Here is a 17,979-nt window from a genome sequence, read left to right as displayed (position 1 = left end):
ACGATTATGAGAACGCCAGAAGAAGCCAAAGCCTATTACCAATTGAACCGCGAGCGGATCCTCGAACAGCGCGCGAGGCGCTATCGCGAAAACATTGAAGCGGAAAAAAAGTATTACGCCGATTACTATCAAAAAAATAAACAGCGCATTCTTGAAAAAGCGCGCCTGAAGAGGGGGGCACTTGCCAATGTCGTTTAACTTCAATAGCGAACAGTTAGCTGCTATTAGCAAAGCGGTAGACTGGTTCAAGAATGGCGAACAGCAGTATTTTTTCCTGTCCGGTTATGCGGGTACTGGAAAGACAACTATTGCCAAAACGATCGCCACCAAGTGCTGCCCCGATGGGGGAGTAATCTTTTGCGCATTCACCGGAAAGGCTGCAAGCAGGCTTAGAGATAAAGGCTGCTCGGGCGCGCGTACTATTCATTCGCTAATCTATGACTGCAAAGGTGAGGACGCGAAAGGCAATCCGATCTTTGTTGACAAAGAAGACTTAAATCTCAAAGCAAATTTAATCGTTGTCGATGAAGCATCGATGGTGAGCCAAAAAATAATGGAGGATATTCTGCAGTATGGCATTCCCGTGCTGGCTCTTGGGGATATTGGTCAGCTAGGACCAGTCCTCGGAGACCCGTTTTTCACAAGGCTCAATATGTCCATATTGTTGGAGAAAATCGAACGGCAAGACGAAGGTTCAGGCGTACTGGAATTTGCAACACGCGTCAGAAAAGGCGAGGTCTTGCGAGACGATGTGAAGATCGGAGACGTAACGATCGAGAGCGGATTTCCATCTGATGACGTTATTCGAGACCATTGCGGTGACGACGCCATAATGCTTTGCTTTTTCAACGACGACCGCATGCATTTGAACAACCGGGCGCGGACCTTATTAGGGTTCAGCGGAACATTGCCGCAGGTGGGGGAGAAAATTCTGTGTCGGCGGAATCAACCGTCGTGTGGACTGATGAACGGCGAGATTGGCACCGTCTTGTCAGAACCCTATGGATCAAGAATCAGCCTGCGCGTTGGCAACAGAAATATCATCGCAGAATGGGATTCGAGTACGTTCGGCGGCAAAAGCAAATGGCCCGGTGTTTTCCATTTTGGATATGCAGCGACGATCCACGCCTCTCAAGGCAGCGAATGGCCGAAGGTTTTAATTTACGACGACATAACCGACAGCTACGCTAAATGCATGTATACGGCATTAACTAGAGCCACTACAAGTGCTCGGATTTACATCTCAAAAAGAGCTACCAATTTTCGAAGTGAGGCAATCGCAAATGTTTAAGCTACCTGTGATTAGAACTGATATCCACGATGCCGATTCACTCACGAAGATGTGTGGACAGGCTATCAACGGGCTGGACAATGAGTTGGGCATAGATTACGCAGACGTTGAGAGCGATTTAGCGCATTGGGTTAACTTAGAAGCTGTTCGTGAGTGCGTTCTGTTCTTGGAACGTAGCTTCATTCCCAGCGATATGGCGTATCACCTAAATACCGATGATTTGGTTTGCGGAGTACTGGAACACTTACGAGTGACCGAGCGCGAGCTGATATACGCCGCATCCATCGCTGGCATCGCCATGGAGCGCGATGTCGAAGACGATAGCAGTCCAACGGTAATGCGTCTATTCATGAGTTTGCGTCCATCATCAGGGACGCTGCCTAAGGTCGAGATACTGTCGAACTACGGCGCAGTACTGAAACACTTCGACCAGGATGGCGGCCATGACTGATCCGTTCGTTGATGCTCTCGACGCCGCCGATAATGACGAAGCCGACTTTCGGCAGGCGGTCGATGATCTTGTGCAACTGGCGGAGACTGAAGCCGCATTCGCTTTGACGCGTGGCGTCGATCCCGGCGATATTGCCGCGTCGATGTGATGTGACTAAGCCAGCGCTGAGCTTTTTATTGATACTCTGCCCGAGGTGCTGGCATGACCTTCGACACAGGCAGTTAACGCGTTCGCCACTGAGCCGTGACGGCCAGGCCACGTCTACACGAACGAGCCTCAACGCTGAGAGCAGCTTCGATGCAGAACGTCTGCTTCGAAGACGTTCATCGTCGCTCCTCGTGGCCTGGTGTTTCTCATGATTTCGAGCGGTTCCGTGGCAAGATACGGCTACTCGAGTCAGCGATTCCTTTAGGGCGTGGAATTTGCTCAAGTTTGAAGGCTAACGCGTCGTTAAAAAGTGTTTGCCGTAATCACATAGTGATCGGCATGGATTGAAGGCACCGAAGAGAGAAGATCGTGGACTCGCGACAACCACAAAGCGAATTGCTAAGGCTGGAGGTGCTACGCTCGTTGAGGCTTTTGGATACGCCAGCAGAGGGCTTCTACGACAATATTACCGATCTGGCGGCGAATGTCTTCTCGGTCCGCTCGGCGCTCATCACCTTTGTGGACGCCGATCGGCAGTGGTTCAAGTCGCGGCATGGATTCGGACGCGATGAGACTCCCCGATCTGTATCGTTCTGCTCGCATGCGATCCGCGAATCGGGACTCACCATCGTCCTCGATGCATCCAAAGATATACGGTTCTCGAGTAATCCTTTGGTTCTCGGAGACCCGGGCATCCGATTTTACGCCGCGGCACCCCTTGTAATTAATGGAGGGGTCGCCGTCGGCACACTGTGTTTGATCGATGATCTGCCGCGGAGCGACTTCAGCCCAAAAGAACAATCCATGCTGTGGGCGCTGGCGCAGGCGGTTATAGAGCGCCTCGGCGCACTCAGCTCGTTGGCATACAGCGACGAGGCTACAACACTCCCTAATCTTGCCCGCTTCAACCTTGACGTCGCTGCTTTCACTGCGAGCAGTGCTCAAGTGAAATTCACCCATGCGGTAATGATCGACATTTGTCCTTTGGAATATGTCAACCGAATGGTAGTCGCGTTAGGTGTTGAGACAACAGTACATGCGGCAATCCTCACGACGGAACGACTAAGCGCCGTACTGCCTAGGGGCATCACTCTTTACCGCGTTGGGTACGCGCGCTACGCATTCTTGGTGAAAAGCGGCCTTGAAACCGCGTGTCTGCTTGCTGAGCGATGCGTAGCGAGCCATGCGAGTGCTCTGCATCTCAATCGTTCGATTCCTGTAGAAGTCATTTCTTCAGCGGGGATCGCGGCGCTCGCCGTCCCGACTGACCCCGCACGGTTACTAGGTGCGCTCATCACCGCTGCCGACGCGGCGCGAGAATCGAGCGCGGCGGTTCTCCTCTATGATGACGAGATGAAGCGGAGCCGGGAGCGAGCCTTCCTCATCTTGAACTCGATCAAGAGCGGTCTTCGTTGCAAGAATCAGTTCTACCTTGTCTTTCAGCCGAGGCTTCGTCTTTCGGACAACGCGTGCGTAAGCGCTGAAGCGCTTTTGCGCTGGCATCACCCGCAGCTTGGTGAAATCTCCCCGGTCGAGTTTATCCCTATTGCTGAGCAGACGCTGCTAATTGCGCTCGTTACAGATTGGGTTCTGGAAGAGGCTATACGGCACTTGGCAGGATGGCGCGACACCTTCCCAGGGTTGCTAATCTCAGTCAACATCGCAGCGTCTGACCTCTGCAGAACCGATTTCGTTGGAAACATTCGTACCTTGCTGTCCCGTAACGGTGTGCCGGCATCGTGCTTGGAACTGGAAGTGACAGAAGGCGCCATAGTGCAAAGCCCTGAAGTTGCCGCGGCCACGCTCGAGTCGTTGCGGAAGTTGGGCGTCAGCATCGCAATTGACGACTTTGGATCGGGATTCAGTAATCTGACTCAGCTTCACAAACTTCCTGCAGATGTTCTGAAGATCGATCGGACACTTGTCTCATCGATGCAAGATGATTCTCGGGACAGGTTGATCGTTCATTCAACGATGCAACTCGCCCATGACCTCGGATATAAGGTGGTTGCAGAAGGTGTAGAGAACGCCGACCTTTATGCTATGCTGGCCGCGAGCCGGTGCGATGAAGCACAAGGCTACTTCGTAAGCCGCCCCTTACGGAATCACGTGTTTGAAGAATGGGTGCGGATGCATACGAGGACATTGATTTGGCCGACGCTGGGCGAAAAACGCTAACTGAACGCGGGGCGGAAACAGTGAAGTCCAGGCAATCCTATCTCGGCGTTTACCCAGATAGCATTGGTCTCAGGGTTTCTGGCATGCATCCTCGGAGCCAGAAACTTTTTAGACCGGCGTGCTACTCGCCGGTCTTTTTTCTTTAACACGAGCGCAGCGATGGACGCTTACCGTCTGGCTATGCGCATGCCGTTCTCCCAGCATCTTTCACTGCATCCCTTGATGGTTGGCCAATCGTGCCGTTATACACTTCTTGATTGTGAGATTGTGGCCTAGCCCAGTCTTGGTTATAAGGGTGTCCTTCGGGACGCCCTTTTTTCTGACCCTATGGCGCGGCGGACCACACCTGCTGACTTCATCCATCTGTAGAATTGCGACGCCACTCCTCTAAAGCGGCTCGTGCATCGTCGTACGCTGCTTCATAGGTTTGCAACGCCGCCCGTGACTGGCGGACTACTCGGGTGATTCGGGTAATCGGATCGTCAGCCAAGATTGCCCAGACCCAACCTCCCGCTTGTCGACGAACGGACACGATTTCGGATTCGCTGAACATCCTTGGATGTTAATAGCGCCAGGTCAATTACGGGGCGAATTTTACTGACCGTTACCCATCCCTGACTACGTTCGATGACGTAATTCCTTGTGGTTGCCCCGCAGTCGAGTAAGCGACGGCCGAGGAACGATTTGTGCTACCGCGCCCCTTGTTTCCGAGGGAGGCGGAGAAGTGGACGTACAAGTGACAATTCTTGCTCACGAAGCAGTGTGCACTGGCACGGGCGAGTTGCATCGATTTGTCTTCGCAATGTCAGATAGCTTAAATCCGAATCCGATCCGAAATAGCATTTCCTTACGTACGGCACGCGCTTTGGTCGACGACATCATAGCCGCCACTGCCTTTGGGCAAATGATAATCGCCATCGCTGATGCGGATCCCGCTGACTATGACGCGCTAGTTGGAAAAACCTTCAAGCACTTATGATCGCGGCTGCCCAACGAGGAATCCAGTTGTCCTGCAAGGTGTCTTATCTATGCTGCGACCCGTTTGTTTCGCTGACCTGCGTCTTCGAGCGTCGCCTCGATTGAGTGCAAGTCTCGGCGTAAGCAGTCTATACGTCGTCGTTGACTGGCAATCAAAATATACTCGGTCGCCACCGCGGCAACGCGCGCATGCCAATAGCTGCACGAGAGGCGCGTCGTAGCCAAACGAGTCTGGCGAAGTGCACTAATCACCGCCGACAAATGGTCGAGTTCGCGGTCTGCGAGACTCGTTGCGCGTTTTTCGCTTCTGCTCAGCACCGCTGCTCCAATCCTTTGCTAATTTGCAGATGCCCAAGACGGGATCGAAACATTGGCAATACGCGTACCAAATGTGTAGAACGTTTAATCTAACCTCACTGGCTTACCACAAATCGTGCGAAAACGTTTGCCGTAGAAAAAACCTGGAAAGAGCGCTAATAGTGAATGCAAAAAGTCGCGAACCGAGCATGGGTGGTGATTGGAAGCTGCCTGAGCCTTATAGCTTTTTTACGGGAATTGTAAAAAATTCACTTCATATGATGTTGGCAGTGGCTTGCGAAACCCCTGCATCGGCCTCTGCGCATTCGCCTGTGTTGCGAGGTCGGTCAGCTCGATTGCGTCAATTTCATCTGCGTGAACCCACCAGATCTTTTAACCGCGTGTCGCGCGAAGTGATGCTTTCGCCCGCGTCCGCTGTGCCCTCGAACTGCACTACCATTGTGATCTCTGGCAAGTGCCCGTGCTCGCCAAAGTAACGATTCAGCGCGCCATCTCGATCACCGTCCAGCACCAGGCACATCAGGGAATTTTCAGGCGGCTCGAGCAGCGCATCCAGCTCCGCAAGAGCGTCCTCGCTCAGCCGGCCGAGCGCTTGCCGCACGTCATCGAGCGTCACGGTTGCTCCTTGAAATCGACGTCCTGCGCGGTCTCGGCGGTTGTCTTCCCGGCAGCGCGCAACAATGCGACGACCGCTTCAAGACGTTCCGCCGGGCTTCGCTCGTCGGTCACGTTCACGTCGGCTTTGATTTCGGCCGGCAACATCTTCGACCAGATGCCATAGAACGCGCCAGGGTCGGATTTGCCCCATTTCACTAGGGCTGCCACGCCTCCAAGCTCGTCGAAGGCTTCCTGCAACGCTTGTTTGACGCTTGCCGTGGCCTTGTTCGGGCCACTGCGCCCGACTCGTCCCTTGGCTAGGTTCGCCAGGCTGTTCTCACTCATTCCACGTGGCATATCTCCCCCCTTACCATCCACTCGGCGCAACGATCACTACACTGGGCGCTCCTATCCCTGCGGGCATGCCGCGCAGCCGATCTAGTCCCGCCTGACTTGCCTCGCATTGCATGACGCCGTCGTAGCCCGGGACTACCGGCATGCCTACGCACTCTGCATGCGGCGGATTACGGTGCATCCGGTCGATCCACTGCGCCTGGCTCAGCGTTGTATGAACACATTCACCGGCAAAGGTGAATGTCTGGCACGTCCGCGCTTGCTCCCTCGGGCGTGGCGCACCACATGCCGTGAGCGCTGCAGCAAACAGGATTACGGTCGTTCTCATCATCGCTCCATGAACGCAAAGCCGCTGCGCCTCTCGAGAGCTGCGCAATCGACCTTCTCAACCTTTGCCGCATCTTCATTCGCGGCAATTCGACAGATCCACGTTCCGTCACCCGTGCGGACGGCCTTCCAGAAGGCTGTTGGCACCATCACACGCCCGACCGTGTGCAGTGCCGCGCCTTCAAATAGCGTGCCGGTCATTACCCAAACATCGCCCATGCGCCGCACTGCGGCTTCAAGATGCGACCACGCTCCACGATTCAAACGAGGCGCTTGTGGTGCGATGTTCGCCAGGCTGAACGACTGAGCCATCTGTTCGGACGTCGCCGCATCACCGGCCGGCGTCAGGTGTCCGCGGTCGAATCCAGAGCCGCGATAGTCCTCGAGCGTTGCGCGGTCTTCAGTTAGAAGACGCGCCTCCTCATGGAATCGATTTGTGCGGGTCAGCGGTTCATGAGAAGCGAGATGCTCACTCGTTAGCAGAGGTGTGTGCGTCATGCCCGAATGCAGAACGACAAATCCCGAAAAACACACCTCCCGCAGCCGAACCGCCACCTTTGTGTTGGAGACTGCAGGCGCGGCACCGTTCGGCCAAAGCGTCGGGCATTGCGATGACTGTGCCGCACCAACGGCCTGTGCGGGCGGTACAGGCGCCTTCGGAGCCGTACACGCGGCGAGTGAGATGCACAGACTCGCCAGAAGCGTCTTAGCGAGCATGGCGCCCCCGCTTGGATGGTTTGGTGAAGACCGGCTTCGTGGGATACGTCGTCTCATCGCGCAGCGTGAAGCTAATTTCAGAATCCAGCACGAGCTGCGTGATGACGAACGTTCCCACAATCCGGCCTTGCTTACGCAGAATCACGCGCTCACCGTCGAACGAGCACTGCTCGTGGTCGGGGAACGGCACTTCGCTCGCGCCATTCTCGAGATATTGCCGAATGCAGTCATCCAACAGGACTTCCCATGCGCGGCCGAGGAACTCGAGTTGCATGATTAGATGCTCGGCACAAAGGAGCCAGTCATCACGTCCCGCTGTTCATCCGCGAGCCATCCACGATGCAGGCTGGCCAGATCATGACGACGCTCTGCAATCTCTTCATCACTGGCCTCGACCGCCATCAGCCGCACCACACCGTCATCGCGCAGGCCGTGATACACCCGGCCCCGTCCACGGTTGCGGTCACGATCACGGTCCGCGTCAGCTTCAGGCGGGACAACAAACAGCGCGGGAGCCGGCGCAACGGCATCTGCGAAGAATTGGGAGAGCAGCATGGTCAGACTCCCGCGCCGGAATAAAAGAGAAAGCAGAGTGCGTAATACGGCGGTCGATTTTCGTGCGCCGTGCCAGATCCATTATTCAGCGTTGTGATGCCTGTTGAGGACGCACCGATGACGATGCCCGTACTTGAGGGAGTAATCTGAATGCCAGTCACAGACGGGCCGGTGTTCTGGGCGATGTGTGCCTGCTGAATCGTTCCTTGAAACGGAACGGTCGAGCCGCCGCCGTTATCGGACCAAAGATTCGTCGGCAGTGTGTGGCTGTGCCCTGGATCGGTGTAGCCGTGGCTGTGACCCGGGTCGCTATATCCGTGCGCGTGACCAGGGTCACTCACGCCATGGTTGTGCGCGGCCAGGTTGGCCACTGTCAAAGCGACGCTGTTCGCTCCACCGATGGCATTGACGCTGTAACTGCTGCCGGCGCCAACAATAAATCTGTCTCGCAAGTCGGGCGAATTGTTTGTTCCGTCTGCCAACTGCCAGCCCGCGCCCCAAACGCTTGCAATGTTCGCCGGCGCACCGGCCCAAGTACGAATCTCACCGTACTTGTATGAGAAGGCTCGAAGTTGAGAGCCATTCACGGCGTCCGTGCTCGCTGGGCTTGTTGACCCTGCTGCAAGTCCGGTCAGCTTCTGCCCGTTCCAATTGGTGGCAGCCAATGGCTTCAGTGTGCCGTCGTAGATCTGCCGGATGAACGCAAAGGCATACTGGAAATACTCGTTCATCGACGTCCCAACAGGCTCACTACCCTGCGGGCTATTGCTAGCAGGCGTCTCGGACAGGTCGGTTATTGTGGACGGCAGTGGCATGGTCTCTCCCTTACTTGCGCTTCGCTTCTTCGTTCATCAACGCAATCTTGGCGTTGATCTTGTTGACCGCATCGACACCGAGCACGGCCCCCAGCGTTCCGTCTGCCGGCTGGCACTCGAACGCCACTTTCTGCTGCTCCGGCACCTGCACGGTCACGCGCTGACCCACTTTCGCCGTGACTACCGGAATACTGCCCTCGGCCCACGCAGCCGAAGTAACTGCAAGAACCGCCACTACCGCTGCGTGCTTCATTTCCTGGTCCTGTTAATGCCCCGCCGTCGCGGGGCGTCATTCGAATGACTACCCACCGTCTGAGTCGGCCAACTCATCGGGCTAAGGCTTTGCGCTCTGGACTGGCCGGTCTTTCACGCATCAATCACACACCACAACTACGGCACTCACTCATCAACTCGTGCAAAACATCAGCTGGCCTTGCGGGGCGGTATAGTTCAGCAACTCATTGATTTGCTTAACCTTTATTTTACTAGTGCACATACACACTGTACAGTGTCAGTTAACAACAGTCACATCGTTAGCAGTGCTGATTTGTGTTGTTTACGCACCGCGAAGTGCGTAAACTTCTATTTACGGAGATTGGAGGTTTTAGATGGAACGCTTCAACGTGAACATTCCGGCGCACATCGCGGAGCAGCTTCGCAAGATCGCGCAGGAGACGGGCGCAACGGTCGCGGAGTTAATCCGCCGTGCGACATATGAGTTCGTGAAGAGTCAGCCGAAAGGCTGAAAAGGCGACGGCCAGATCGCGGGAACGATCCAGCCGTCATTTGATGCAGCAAAAACTGTTAGGGAGTTTTCGCCATGGGTATTCTCGCATGTTTTATCGATCCGGCAGCAGCAGACGCATATCTGCAAGGGCTGTCCGAACGTAACGCAGCACTCGATGCGCAGATCAGTGCGCTGATGGACGAAGTCTTGCTAGACCAAGCTGCCGCACTTTTTGAGTAACTGAGACGGCGCGCAATGTGCTCGCAACACAGAGCGCGCCTGACCATCAACCGTTTGGGGGGCAAACGATCATGGCTGCACTAAGTTTAATGCTTCTGCGCGACATTGAGCGCAGCGCTCGTGAGGTATCGGCACAACATGCAATGCTCTGGTTGCAGATCGACGCAATCGAGCAACGGCTAAAGATCTTGCATAGACAACGAGAGGCGGCATGAGTCGTTCACTACTTTCGGTTATGTTCGCAGCGGCTTTAATGCCGCTGTCTTCATTTGCAGGCGCGCCAATCTCGTGCGACGTCCAACACTTCGAAGTGCGTTGCCTTGACGACATACCGCCCGCGCCAGGATCTGCAGCATGGAAACAGGCGCAAACGAAAAAGGGCAACACCTATCGCGCCGTCATAAGCGGCTCGTTCGCGCTGGGCGTGATGTGCGGACCATTGGTGTTCTGCCGCCAGAAGCGGCGCAAGGTGCTCGCACTGCCGTCCGGCGTGCGCCATGATATGACCGTGACGGACGTTCAATTCAAGGAACTAGCATGAGCATCATTGCTATCGCTGTACTAGTCGCGGTCCTGTTGCCGGTCGTCCGTGTCGTCATGCGCTCGCTGGGACTAATTGGAGTTGTCGCTGCCGTGCGAGTAGCGCAACAGCCTGAACTCAGGCGACGGGCGTCCGACAATGCCCGCGCCTTCGTCATCTCCGTCCTGATCCTGCTAGGACTCATTGCAGCGCTGCAAGCCTACTTCGTTGCCGCAGGCGTTTAACCGCCCGTCATCATTCCAAGCAAGCCGGCAGGCTGTCGAGGCTGGCTCTGTTGCTGTGCCTGTCCCTGCGCCAGCAGACCGCCTGCAGCGCGTGGCACAACTTTCCCGGCAGCCAACAGGAACGGCCTGATTGCCGCCAATGCCTTGGCGCTGAGCCTCGTGCTAACGGCCCGCTGGGCAGCCGGCGACGCATTGCTGATGGTCTGTGCAAGGTGCTGGGCGGCTTGCGGATTCGACGCCGCAGCCTCTCCGAGCGCGCTAATCGCTTCCGCTGAAGCCTTCGCGGCCAAAGCTTCGGCGCGTGCTTTGCCCGGCTTCGTGGCCAGCGATTCGACCAACTCTGCGAGCGCTGCCGGCCGCGTCAGAACGTCCTGCACGATGCTCTGAACGGCCTGTGATCGACCCTTGGCGATCTCGCCAGCAACGGCTTTCACGCCTGCGATGACCGGCGCCGCGATCGGATGCGCGGCACTAGCGCCGATCGCGCCCAAGGAGAATCCTGTGTCGCTCGATGGCACGCCAAGCGCACGTCCCAAGAATCGAGCACCTTGGAGGTTCTCCGCCGTGTCGCTGCCCGCCGCGGTACGGAACGGCTCTGTTCGATTGATCTGGCCTTGCAAGCGGTCGAGCTGCGTCTGCATCTCAGGACTCACGCCGAATCCATCCGCGGCTTTCATCGCCTGCCCGCGCGCCGTGTTGAACCGGGTCTTAGTGACCGGCAGCGGCTGGCCCGCCTGATCGACGACCCGCGCATCGTTCTGCAGCGCTTCCGCCACGCGCATGTCGTTGACAGCAGGCGATGCCTGGCGGAACGCTTCCTGAGCCTTGGCGTAATCCGGCGAGAGATCGCGGGCGAAGCTCTTGAAGGTTTGCATCAGCGATCGAGCATCGGCCGCCTCGGCAGGATGAACAGCAGGACCTCCACGAGATGATAAACGCAACGTCTGTTCGATCTGTTGCAACTGCGCGCCAGTCAGAGCGGTCGGCGCCACGGTCGAACCGTTAGGGCCGTTTCGGAACGTGGCCTCAGGCGGAACCTGCACGCCTGCATCAGCCAAGCTGCTGTTGGCTCGCGTCAGTGCTTGTCGCGCTGATGGACGGCTGATCAGATCTTGGCCGGCCTGATCTAAGGCGAACAGCCTATTGGCGTTCGCGTCATAGAACGGCTGCGCTGCCACCGCACGGGCCTTTTCTGCTGCAGCCACCGCGCCATCCGGGCCGAGCGCACCGATGTTTGTGCGGATGGCCTCCTGCTGAGCCGTCTTAAGATTCGCGGCGACGTTTCGATACTGCTGACTGAAGTTCTGGAAATTCTTGTCAAGGATGCTCACGCCGGGGATGCCGAACTGCTGCGCCGTGCTCAACGGCACATCGACACCGCCGCGCACAGGAGGTGCAGCCGGTCCCTGAAAGTCCCGCGCGAACTGCGATTTGGCAAGCGCCTGGTTGAAGTCGTCGCCAGTCTGCGCACGGATCGCGGCAAGCGCTCGTTGATCAGCCGGCATCGTCCACACTGCCGCACGGTCTACCGCGTCCTGAGTGGCGGCGCGCGTCGCATTTCCCACAGTGGCATCGAAGCCACCAATGACTGGGCGCGCTGCAGGCGCCAAGAGTCGATTAACGGCGCGCGAGCCAATTTCACCAGCGCCGCCCAATGCACCACCTGCCAGCGCACCGTACGCGCCGCCTTGCAGGGCAGCATCAAGCATGCTGCCGCCATTCGCATAGGCGTCCACCGCAGCACCCGAGCTGCCTTGCAAGCCACCCACCAGTGCTCCACCTGCCAACCGGCCGGCAACGCTGCTACCAGGGATAGGCAGGTAGGTCGTCGGATTGGCCAGCACGGCGCCGACACTTGCGCCAGCGCCACGAGCTGCGCGGACATCAGGCGAGACGGTTGGATCGTTCTGGAAGTCGCGCTCAGCGTCCGAGTACTTCTGGAAAGAGGCACGCTCCGCCGGATCAACCTGGATGCCAGTCAGATTTGAGACGCCCTGACCAATCGCCATACTGGCATCGTCAAGGAACTTGCTCGCGCCAGACGCCACACCACGCGCTGCCTCGACAGGATGCGCCGCTGCATTGTTCACGGCGCCAAAGAAGCCCGAACCCGGATTAGCTGCCTGCTGCGTGCCGATCCGATTACCGGAGGCGTCGTAGATTCCGCTTGCATCCCGCGCGGGAGGAAGATCGTCGAGCTGCGACAGGTCGAACGGCTGAGAACCCGTCGCCGCGTTCGCCGGGCTGATGATACCGCCGCTGCTGGTCGTGGGATCGCCAGGACGCGCGCCAATGGCCTTTGCAACGCTCGCCGTTGCTGCTGTGACCTTGTGCGCATAGTCCTTATCCTCGGCATAGCCGCCGCTCTGCAAGGCTTGGCCAAAGCGGAAGGCGTCGGGCCCGGAGTTGAGTGCGCCAGCGTAACGACGATTGAGCAGGCCCGCGTAGGCATCAGCGAAAGCGTCAGGCGAGTCGAAGTCCTGATATCGATCGCTGCTGCCGGTCATATTGTCCGTTCCGGCAGTGCCGGCGCCGTCCACGCTCTTGATGTTCCCTAAATTGTTCCGACCGGTCACGCTCTTACCCCAGCCGGTTTCATTGCCCAGCGCGCCAAGAATCACAGTGCGGTCAACGCCCGTCCTAGACGCGATCTTGTCAGCCATATCTCCGTACGCAGCCGCAAACGTTGCGGGCGTGTATTGAGCTTGCGGCAAGCCGTCCAGGCTCGAAAGATCAAAGTCACTCATTGCACATACCCCAGGCTGCGAAGTTTCTGAATTGCTTTCGGATCGCCCGACGCGAGCGCTTTGCTAACGGTGTCGCGTTGCGCCGGGGTGAGGCTGGCGGTTGCCTGAGGATTGAGGGCAGGCGTGCTGCTGCTCGATTGGCCGCTCTGCTTGGAGCCATACGGATTGCCGGCCTGCACCATGTTCTGCGTAATTCGTGCTCGAGCTTCCGCTTTCTGCGCGATGGCTTCCGGCGTGTCGCCTACTTGCGGGAAGTAGACGCTCTCGAATCGCTTGTATTCGCTCTCGCCAATCGCGGCGCCAGACTCCTGCCGCAAAGCGGAGGCAATCCACTGGTCCTTGGCCTGTTGATACTTCTGCATTTCCGGCGTCTTGGTGCCATTACCGCCCAGGTTTTTCCAGTAGAGCGGATCCAACTCGGCGTTGCTCGGCGTGTACTGGTTCAGCGTGGTGCTTGCGTCAACCATCCGATCACCGAACATTCGGTCCTTTGTCTGCTGCTCGGTAAGCGGCTTGGAACTCTGGTCCGCAGGACCGCCAGGAATGGCTGTCAGTCCGCCGTCAGTGCCCCAGCGATAGCCCGCGGGTGCCGTGCTTGTCCCGGCGCTGATGCGGCTAACGACGTTGCCTTGCGCATCCGTGCCGATCGCAATCTTGTTACCGGCAGCGTCGTTGCCGTCATGCCATGCGACGACCTTCGGCAGCGCACCGGAGAGCGGACCGTATTGACCGTCAGAACCCATTGCGTAGGTCGTGCCGTTCACGTCGTAAGGCTTGCGTGCGTTAGCGAGTTCGAGCTGGAAACGTCGTTCAGCGAGACTGCGCTCCGCCTGCTGATTGGCCGTTTCCTGGGCGAGCTTTTGGCCTGCGTAGGCGTTCGCCGCTTTCTGTTGGCCCAAGGCGTCATAGGTTTGCAGGCCGGCAATCCCGCCTTCCGCCGCAACCTGGCCGAAATTGCGCGAGCCGTCATTTGCACGCAGCATTTGCAAACCTGCAACGAGAGTTCCTTGCGCCGCTTCAGGGCTAAGGCTCGTCAGCTTGGCGCCAACTTCTTTCAGCCGCCCACCAAGCGCGCCGAGCAAATCGCCGGATGCTTCCGGGCTCTGCGATGCAGTTTGGAGTGCGGAAGCCGTCTGATTGAATGCCAGCAAGCCACCCTGCGCAGGTTGGGCATCTTGACCAAGCACGCTCGAGTCATCGCCCGTAGTAGGCGGCACGAAATTGCTGTTAGCGGTTGCGTCGGACGCAGTAGGTAGGCCAGCCAGCCCCGCGGTCGTCGCGTCGTTGGCCGTAGCGGTTCGGAACGTACCGTTGCCCGCGGGGACGATGACTGACGAGCTATTCGCTTGCGCAGGTGTGGCCGCCTCGCCATGGGTCCCCGAGCGTAGTCCAGTCGGCTGCTGCGGCTGCGGCTGCGCGGTCTGAGAGGTGAAGGCGCCGAGCAAGCCGCTCTGCGGTTGCTCATTGGCAGGGGGCGCCGCATCTTGTCCTGCGGCAGACGAGATTCGCGCAATGTCCGCGTCGCTGTAGCCCAGTGACCGAAGAGATTCAAGGATTCCCATAGCAACCCCTTACTGCGTCGTGGCCGGCGCGTCGTGCGTGGCCAAGTCAGCTTCTACTGCTGCATGGGCGAAGACTTCAGCGCGATGAGCATTGAGTGTGTTGGCAATGTCCGTGCATAACTGCGTGAGTTCTTCGCGACCCCAAGTCACGGTAGCGAGGCCGGCCAACTGTTGGTCAAAGAACGCGGACAGAGAGGCCAACTCGGACAACGATTCATAAACTGAGATCGTCCCAGGCGCTTCAGGATTGAGATTCTTTGCGACAAGTGCCATTTTCGTCGCGACATTCATGGTCAGCGACGATGCAGTGTTGAGCGTATGGCGGACGGTATCGTGAAAGACTGCGAATTCTTCTGGGGACACGGCATTACTCCATTATTCATCGATGAAGTAATTCTGCCGATGTGCCCGTTGCGAGTATATAAGCGCAAAGCAACTTGCGCTCTAAGTTAATCCCAGTGCGACAGTTTGACGAGTTCACGAGGAATCACCATGCCCTGCTTCAATCGGCAAAACCTCTGCTCAGAGAGGTAGACGTATGCCTCACGCTGGCAGTAGTCGATATCTTCTGTACGGCCGGCGCGTAGCAAACCAATCCAAAGATGAAGGACCGAGTTGAAGGTCTTCCGGTCCGCATTGTGTGTGCGTTCTGCGATCTGCGTTGCCTTGCACGCTTCCTCGAGCGTCGCGTCTCGGCACATCATCATATACAAAGCCGGGTAAGCCGCACGGAACGCTTTCCAATTCGCCTTCGTGTACTCTGCGTTGAGCGTTTCAATTCCGATATCGAATATCAAATTTTGATCACTCTCTGCGAGCTTGGACACGACTTCGCATCGCATCGCACCTGCATCAACTGCATGGTCAATTACTATTTGGAGCTCGCACCGGCGCCGCAGTCTTGCATCTCTCGGAAACCTCATCCATGCCCTAGATAGCATTGCGTCAACAATTGGCGCGCTACCTAAAACGAGGCTATGATGTTTCTGCGGCACGAACGAATTCCAGGTCGTGTTAATCGATTCGTGGCGGAGACAAGCGCTCGGTTCAATACCGGGCGCTTTCTCGTTTATGGACGTCATGACACCCCCACTTCGTCAGCGTTCGCACGAGGCCGCGCGTCGATCCACGCCTGTACTTCGTCAGACCGCCAACCGATGCGACGAGCGCCCAATTGGATGGGTTGCGGGAATTTACCTTCTCTTACCCATGCAGCAATGGTGAATCGAGTCAGGCCGATACATTCGGAGACTTGTTTGACAGTGAGAACTCGGGTATTCATTGCGCACCCCCTGCTTTCGGGGCTGCATAGCCGCTGAGGCGGGCTACACCTTGAAGCTGTGAAGCAGGAGCAGGCTCACCCTCCGAGTCGCTGCTAGCGGCAGGACGGCGCGTAGCCTGGACGGAGCGAACCCGGCGCGCAGACCGCGGTGCACGAATGCCAGCCGCGCTTCTTTCGCGCGCACACTTTGCAGTGGCACGATCCATCTTGGCCTCAGCGCTATGGCGCCCCCAAAAGCCGTACTTCGCTTCGCCCGCTTGCACCTTTCGGCTGCTAGTCGTTACTTGATAATCTCTCATCGATTTCCTTCGTTGAGCTACGTGGAATGACGTTAGTTTAGCAAGGGTCCATCGACAAACCCACCGCATCTTGTGCTTGACTGTTTCAAGCCGCCAGTACCCGAACATTAGCCGGCCGAGACTGCAACAAGCTCAACCGATCCCCAAGCAGGCGCCATGCATCGCGCATCTCAGGCGCGTAGTCGTGACGCTGATAAATCGCGGCCATCCGGTTATCGTCCGTATGATTCAGACACCGCTCGATCACTCCAGGCAGAACACCCAGCCCCTGCATGAGCGTTGCCCCGGTGCGCCGTAGATCATGGGGCGTCCATTCGCCGCGCGACAGGATCAACGAGCCTACCGCCTTGCTGCGATTCTTCAGCGGCGCCGTGCGCTGACGGTCGTGCAACTGCTTGCTGATCGATTTCAGGTCGATATGCCCGGTGTCCTCGCGGTTCGGGTACACCCACGTCTCACTGGTGCAGACCGCCTTTAGCGCCTTGTATTGCTCGACAGCGAACGCCGATAGATAGATCGTGTGAGGTTTGCCGTTCTTCGAATTCTCAGCCGGAATAAGCCAAGTGCCGGCCTCCAGATCGACGTGCGACCATTGCGCCCGCGTCAACTCGCCTACACGCGCCATGGTGGCCAGCATCAGCAGCACGCCGTACCGCGTCGCCTTGAGCAGGCCTGAGTCCGGCAGCTTCGCGAACAGGTCGCGCAGCTCCGCTTCGTTCAGATAACGCTCGCGGGTTTCGTCCTTCGTGCCAACGTCCTTCTTCTTGATCGCGGCAATGGGACTGACGCCGATAATGTCCCGACTGACCGCATAGTCAAACATCTGGCGAAGGTCGCTAAAGATCCGCTTGGCCAGACGGTTCGCTCCACGCGCAAGCACGCCGTCAATGATCGCCATGCAATCACCCTTCGTGACCTGATCGGCGTAGCGGTCGCCAATGGCCGGGAACACGTCTTTCTCAAAGCTCCGCTTCATCTCGGCCAGTGTGGCGTCACTGCGCTGCATGACACCCGGAGCGGTCCAACGCTCGAACAGCCGTCGAACGGTGGCCCTAGCCGCAGCCTGCTCGAGCCTTGCCCGCTCCAATTCGGCCAATGCGGCTGCCTGCGCTTTGCTCGATGCATCCGCCGCCGCCATTTCAGCAAGTACTGCTCGAGGGTCGCGGGGCGCCTGATTAGCGCCTCGCGCCGGCTTCAACCAGGCGCGATAGGCGGCAGCCGTCGAGCGGGCGAGTTCAGTGGACGCTGCGCGCCGTTTATGCGCTTCCTTCGTGGATCCGGTTTCGTTCTGAACAATGGCAATAACGACGCGCTTTCCTTCCCACGAATAGCGAAACATCCAGTAAGATCCGCCCGGGCGTATACGAAGCTCCAGCCCCTCGCCATCACGCAGCACTTTTTCTGTCTCGCCGGGCGCTAGTTTGGCGTGCTCGATTTCCTTGGCAGTAAGCTGGTTGATGGCCATCAGGAGCTTGGGGTTACAGTTGGGGTTACAGGAATAACTCCAACGTAGTCTACTTTATTCAACTTTAGTTAACAAGCACGTAGCGGCATCTGATTGATTTTCAATGGTTTATTCGGCTTCGTTCAACACCGCACAACTGACTGCAACCAATGCGTACCTGCATG

General features: G+C 57.6%; 22 protein-coding genes. 9 read left to right on the top strand and 13 right to left on the bottom strand.

Annotation, left to right across the window (positions count from 1 at the left end):
• Positions 1–6: 6 nt before the first annotated feature.
• From QCE62_RS05635 to QCE62_RS05615, 5 genes are all read left to right on the top strand, one after another.
• A complete protein-coding gene (locus QCE62_RS05635; RefSeq protein ID WP_309915328.1) occupies positions 7–198 on the top strand; it encodes a hypothetical protein in 192 nt (63 codons plus the stop codon).
• Positions 188–1,291: an ATP-dependent RecD-like DNA helicase gene (locus QCE62_RS05630; RefSeq protein ID WP_309915323.1), complete on the top strand. Its 1,104-nt coding sequence runs from the start codon at positions 188–190 to the stop codon at positions 1,289–1,291. The genes QCE62_RS05635 and QCE62_RS05630 overlap by 11 nt, the downstream gene beginning before the upstream one ends.
• Complete coding sequence (locus QCE62_RS05625) at positions 1,284–1,742, top strand: hypothetical protein (protein ID WP_309915320.1); 459 nt, start codon at positions 1,284–1,286, stop codon at positions 1,740–1,742. The genes QCE62_RS05630 and QCE62_RS05625 overlap by 8 nt, the downstream gene beginning before the upstream one ends.
• A complete protein-coding gene (locus QCE62_RS05620; RefSeq protein ID WP_309915317.1) occupies positions 1,735–1,890 on the top strand; it encodes a hypothetical protein in 156 nt (51 codons plus the stop codon). Before QCE62_RS05625 ends, QCE62_RS05620 begins: the two co-directional genes overlap by 8 nt.
• A 368-nt stretch (positions 1,891–2,258) precedes the next feature.
• On the top strand, positions 2,259–4,067 hold the full coding sequence (locus QCE62_RS05615; RefSeq protein WP_309915315.1) for an EAL domain-containing protein: 1,809 nt from the start codon (positions 2,259–2,261) through the stop codon (positions 4,065–4,067).
• 1,642 nt (positions 4,068–5,709) lie between these two features.
• On the opposite strand, the gene QCE62_RS05610 is transcribed toward QCE62_RS05615, so the two are convergent.
• The 7 genes from QCE62_RS05610 to QCE62_RS05580 all read right to left on the bottom strand — a co-directional run bounded on the left by QCE62_RS05610 (position 5,710) and on the right by QCE62_RS05580 (position 8,981).
• Positions 5,710–5,979, bottom strand: coding sequence for a hypothetical protein (locus tag QCE62_RS05610; protein WP_309915312.1), 270 nt, complete (start codon positions 5,977–5,979; stop codon positions 5,710–5,712).
• Positions 5,976–6,305 carry a hypothetical protein gene (locus tag QCE62_RS05605; protein ID WP_309915308.1) on the bottom strand — a complete coding sequence of 110 codons (330 nt, stop codon included), beginning with the start codon at positions 6,303–6,305 and terminating at the stop codon, positions 5,976–5,978. Before QCE62_RS05605 ends, QCE62_RS05610 begins: the two co-directional genes overlap by 4 nt.
• 336 nt (positions 6,306–6,641) lie before the next feature.
• Positions 6,642–7,358: a DNA/RNA non-specific endonuclease gene (locus QCE62_RS05600; protein ID WP_309915305.1), complete on the bottom strand. Its 717-nt coding sequence runs from the start codon at positions 7,356–7,358 to the stop codon at positions 6,642–6,644.
• Positions 7,348–7,632 carry a hypothetical protein gene (locus tag QCE62_RS05595; protein ID WP_309915302.1) on the bottom strand — a complete coding sequence of 95 codons (285 nt, stop codon included), beginning with the start codon at positions 7,630–7,632 and terminating at the stop codon, positions 7,348–7,350. The genes QCE62_RS05600 and QCE62_RS05595 overlap by 11 nt, the downstream gene beginning before the upstream one ends.
• A 2-nt stretch (positions 7,633–7,634) precedes the next feature.
• A complete protein-coding gene (locus QCE62_RS05590; RefSeq protein WP_309915299.1) occupies positions 7,635–7,913 on the bottom strand; it encodes a hypothetical protein in 279 nt (92 codons plus the stop codon).
• A gap of 2 nt (positions 7,914–7,915) precedes the next feature.
• Positions 7,916–8,728, bottom strand: a complete 813-nt coding sequence (locus QCE62_RS05585; RefSeq protein WP_309915296.1) for a hypothetical protein — start codon at positions 8,726–8,728, stop codon at positions 7,916–7,918.
• A gap of 10 nt (positions 8,729–8,738) precedes the next feature.
• Entirely contained in the window at positions 8,739–8,981 is a 243-nt protein-coding gene (locus tag QCE62_RS05580; protein WP_309915293.1) for a hypothetical protein, read from the bottom strand.
• A gap of 355 nt (positions 8,982–9,336) precedes the next feature.
• Between QCE62_RS05580 and QCE62_RS05575 the strand changes: the two genes are divergently transcribed.
• The 4 genes from QCE62_RS05575 to QCE62_RS05560 all read left to right on the top strand — a co-directional run bounded on the left by QCE62_RS05575 (position 9,337) and on the right by QCE62_RS05560 (position 10,460).
• Positions 9,337–9,474: a ribbon-helix-helix protein, CopG family gene (locus QCE62_RS05575; RefSeq protein WP_309915290.1), complete on the top strand. Its 138-nt coding sequence runs from the start codon at positions 9,337–9,339 to the stop codon at positions 9,472–9,474.
• A 74-nt stretch (positions 9,475–9,548) separates the two neighbouring features.
• The gene (locus tag QCE62_RS05570; protein WP_309915288.1) at positions 9,549–9,695 is read left to right on the top strand and encodes a hypothetical protein; all 147 of its coding nucleotides are present in this window, start codon (positions 9,549–9,551) and stop codon (positions 9,693–9,695) included.
• A 211-nt stretch (positions 9,696–9,906) separates the two neighbouring features.
• A complete protein-coding gene (locus QCE62_RS05565) occupies positions 9,907–10,236 on the top strand; it encodes a hypothetical protein (RefSeq protein WP_309915285.1) in 330 nt (109 codons plus the stop codon).
• The gene (locus QCE62_RS05560; RefSeq protein WP_309915283.1) at positions 10,233–10,460 is read left to right on the top strand and encodes a hypothetical protein; all 228 of its coding nucleotides are present in this window, start codon (positions 10,233–10,235) and stop codon (positions 10,458–10,460) included. The genes QCE62_RS05565 and QCE62_RS05560 overlap by 4 nt, the downstream gene beginning before the upstream one ends.
• Here the strand turns inward: QCE62_RS05560 and QCE62_RS05555 are convergent.
• The 6 genes from QCE62_RS05555 to QCE62_RS05535 form a co-directional block, all read right to left on the bottom strand.
• Positions 10,457–13,123: a glucosaminidase domain-containing protein gene (locus QCE62_RS05555; RefSeq protein WP_309915280.1), complete on the bottom strand. Its 2,667-nt coding sequence runs from the start codon at positions 13,121–13,123 to the stop codon at positions 10,457–10,459. The two genes, QCE62_RS05560 and QCE62_RS05555, sit on opposite strands and share 4 nt — an antisense overlap.
• A gap of 80 nt (positions 13,124–13,203) precedes the next feature.
• The gene (locus QCE62_RS05550; protein ID WP_309915277.1) at positions 13,204–14,769 is read right to left on the bottom strand and encodes a hypothetical protein; all 1,566 of its coding nucleotides are present in this window, start codon (positions 14,767–14,769) and stop codon (positions 13,204–13,206) included.
• 9 nt (positions 14,770–14,778) lie between these two features.
• A complete protein-coding gene (locus QCE62_RS05545; RefSeq protein WP_309915274.1) occupies positions 14,779–15,132 on the bottom strand; it encodes a hypothetical protein in 354 nt (117 codons plus the stop codon).
• Positions 15,133–15,218: 86 nt separating this feature from the next.
• Positions 15,219–15,596, bottom strand: coding sequence for a hypothetical protein (locus QCE62_RS05540; protein ID WP_309915272.1), 378 nt, complete (start codon positions 15,594–15,596; stop codon positions 15,219–15,221).
• A gap of 251 nt (positions 15,597–15,847) precedes the next feature.
• Positions 15,848–16,051 (bottom strand): helix-turn-helix transcriptional regulator, encoded by a 204-nt coding sequence (locus QCE62_RS35250; RefSeq protein WP_409017795.1) that lies wholly within the window; start codon positions 16,049–16,051, stop codon positions 15,848–15,850.
• Between the two features lie 384 nt (positions 16,052–16,435).
• Entirely contained in the window at positions 16,436–17,815 is a 1,380-nt protein-coding gene (locus QCE62_RS05535) for a tyrosine-type recombinase/integrase (RefSeq protein ID WP_309915268.1), read from the bottom strand.
• Positions 17,816–17,979: the final 164 nt, after the last annotated feature.

Source organism: Caballeronia sp. LZ033, assembly GCF_031451265.1.
Classification (GTDB): Bacteria; Pseudomonadota; Gammaproteobacteria; order Burkholderiales; family Burkholderiaceae; genus Caballeronia.
The sequence above is the reverse complement of the archived record's forward strand: the minus strand, read 5'-3'. Positions and strand labels throughout refer to the sequence as shown.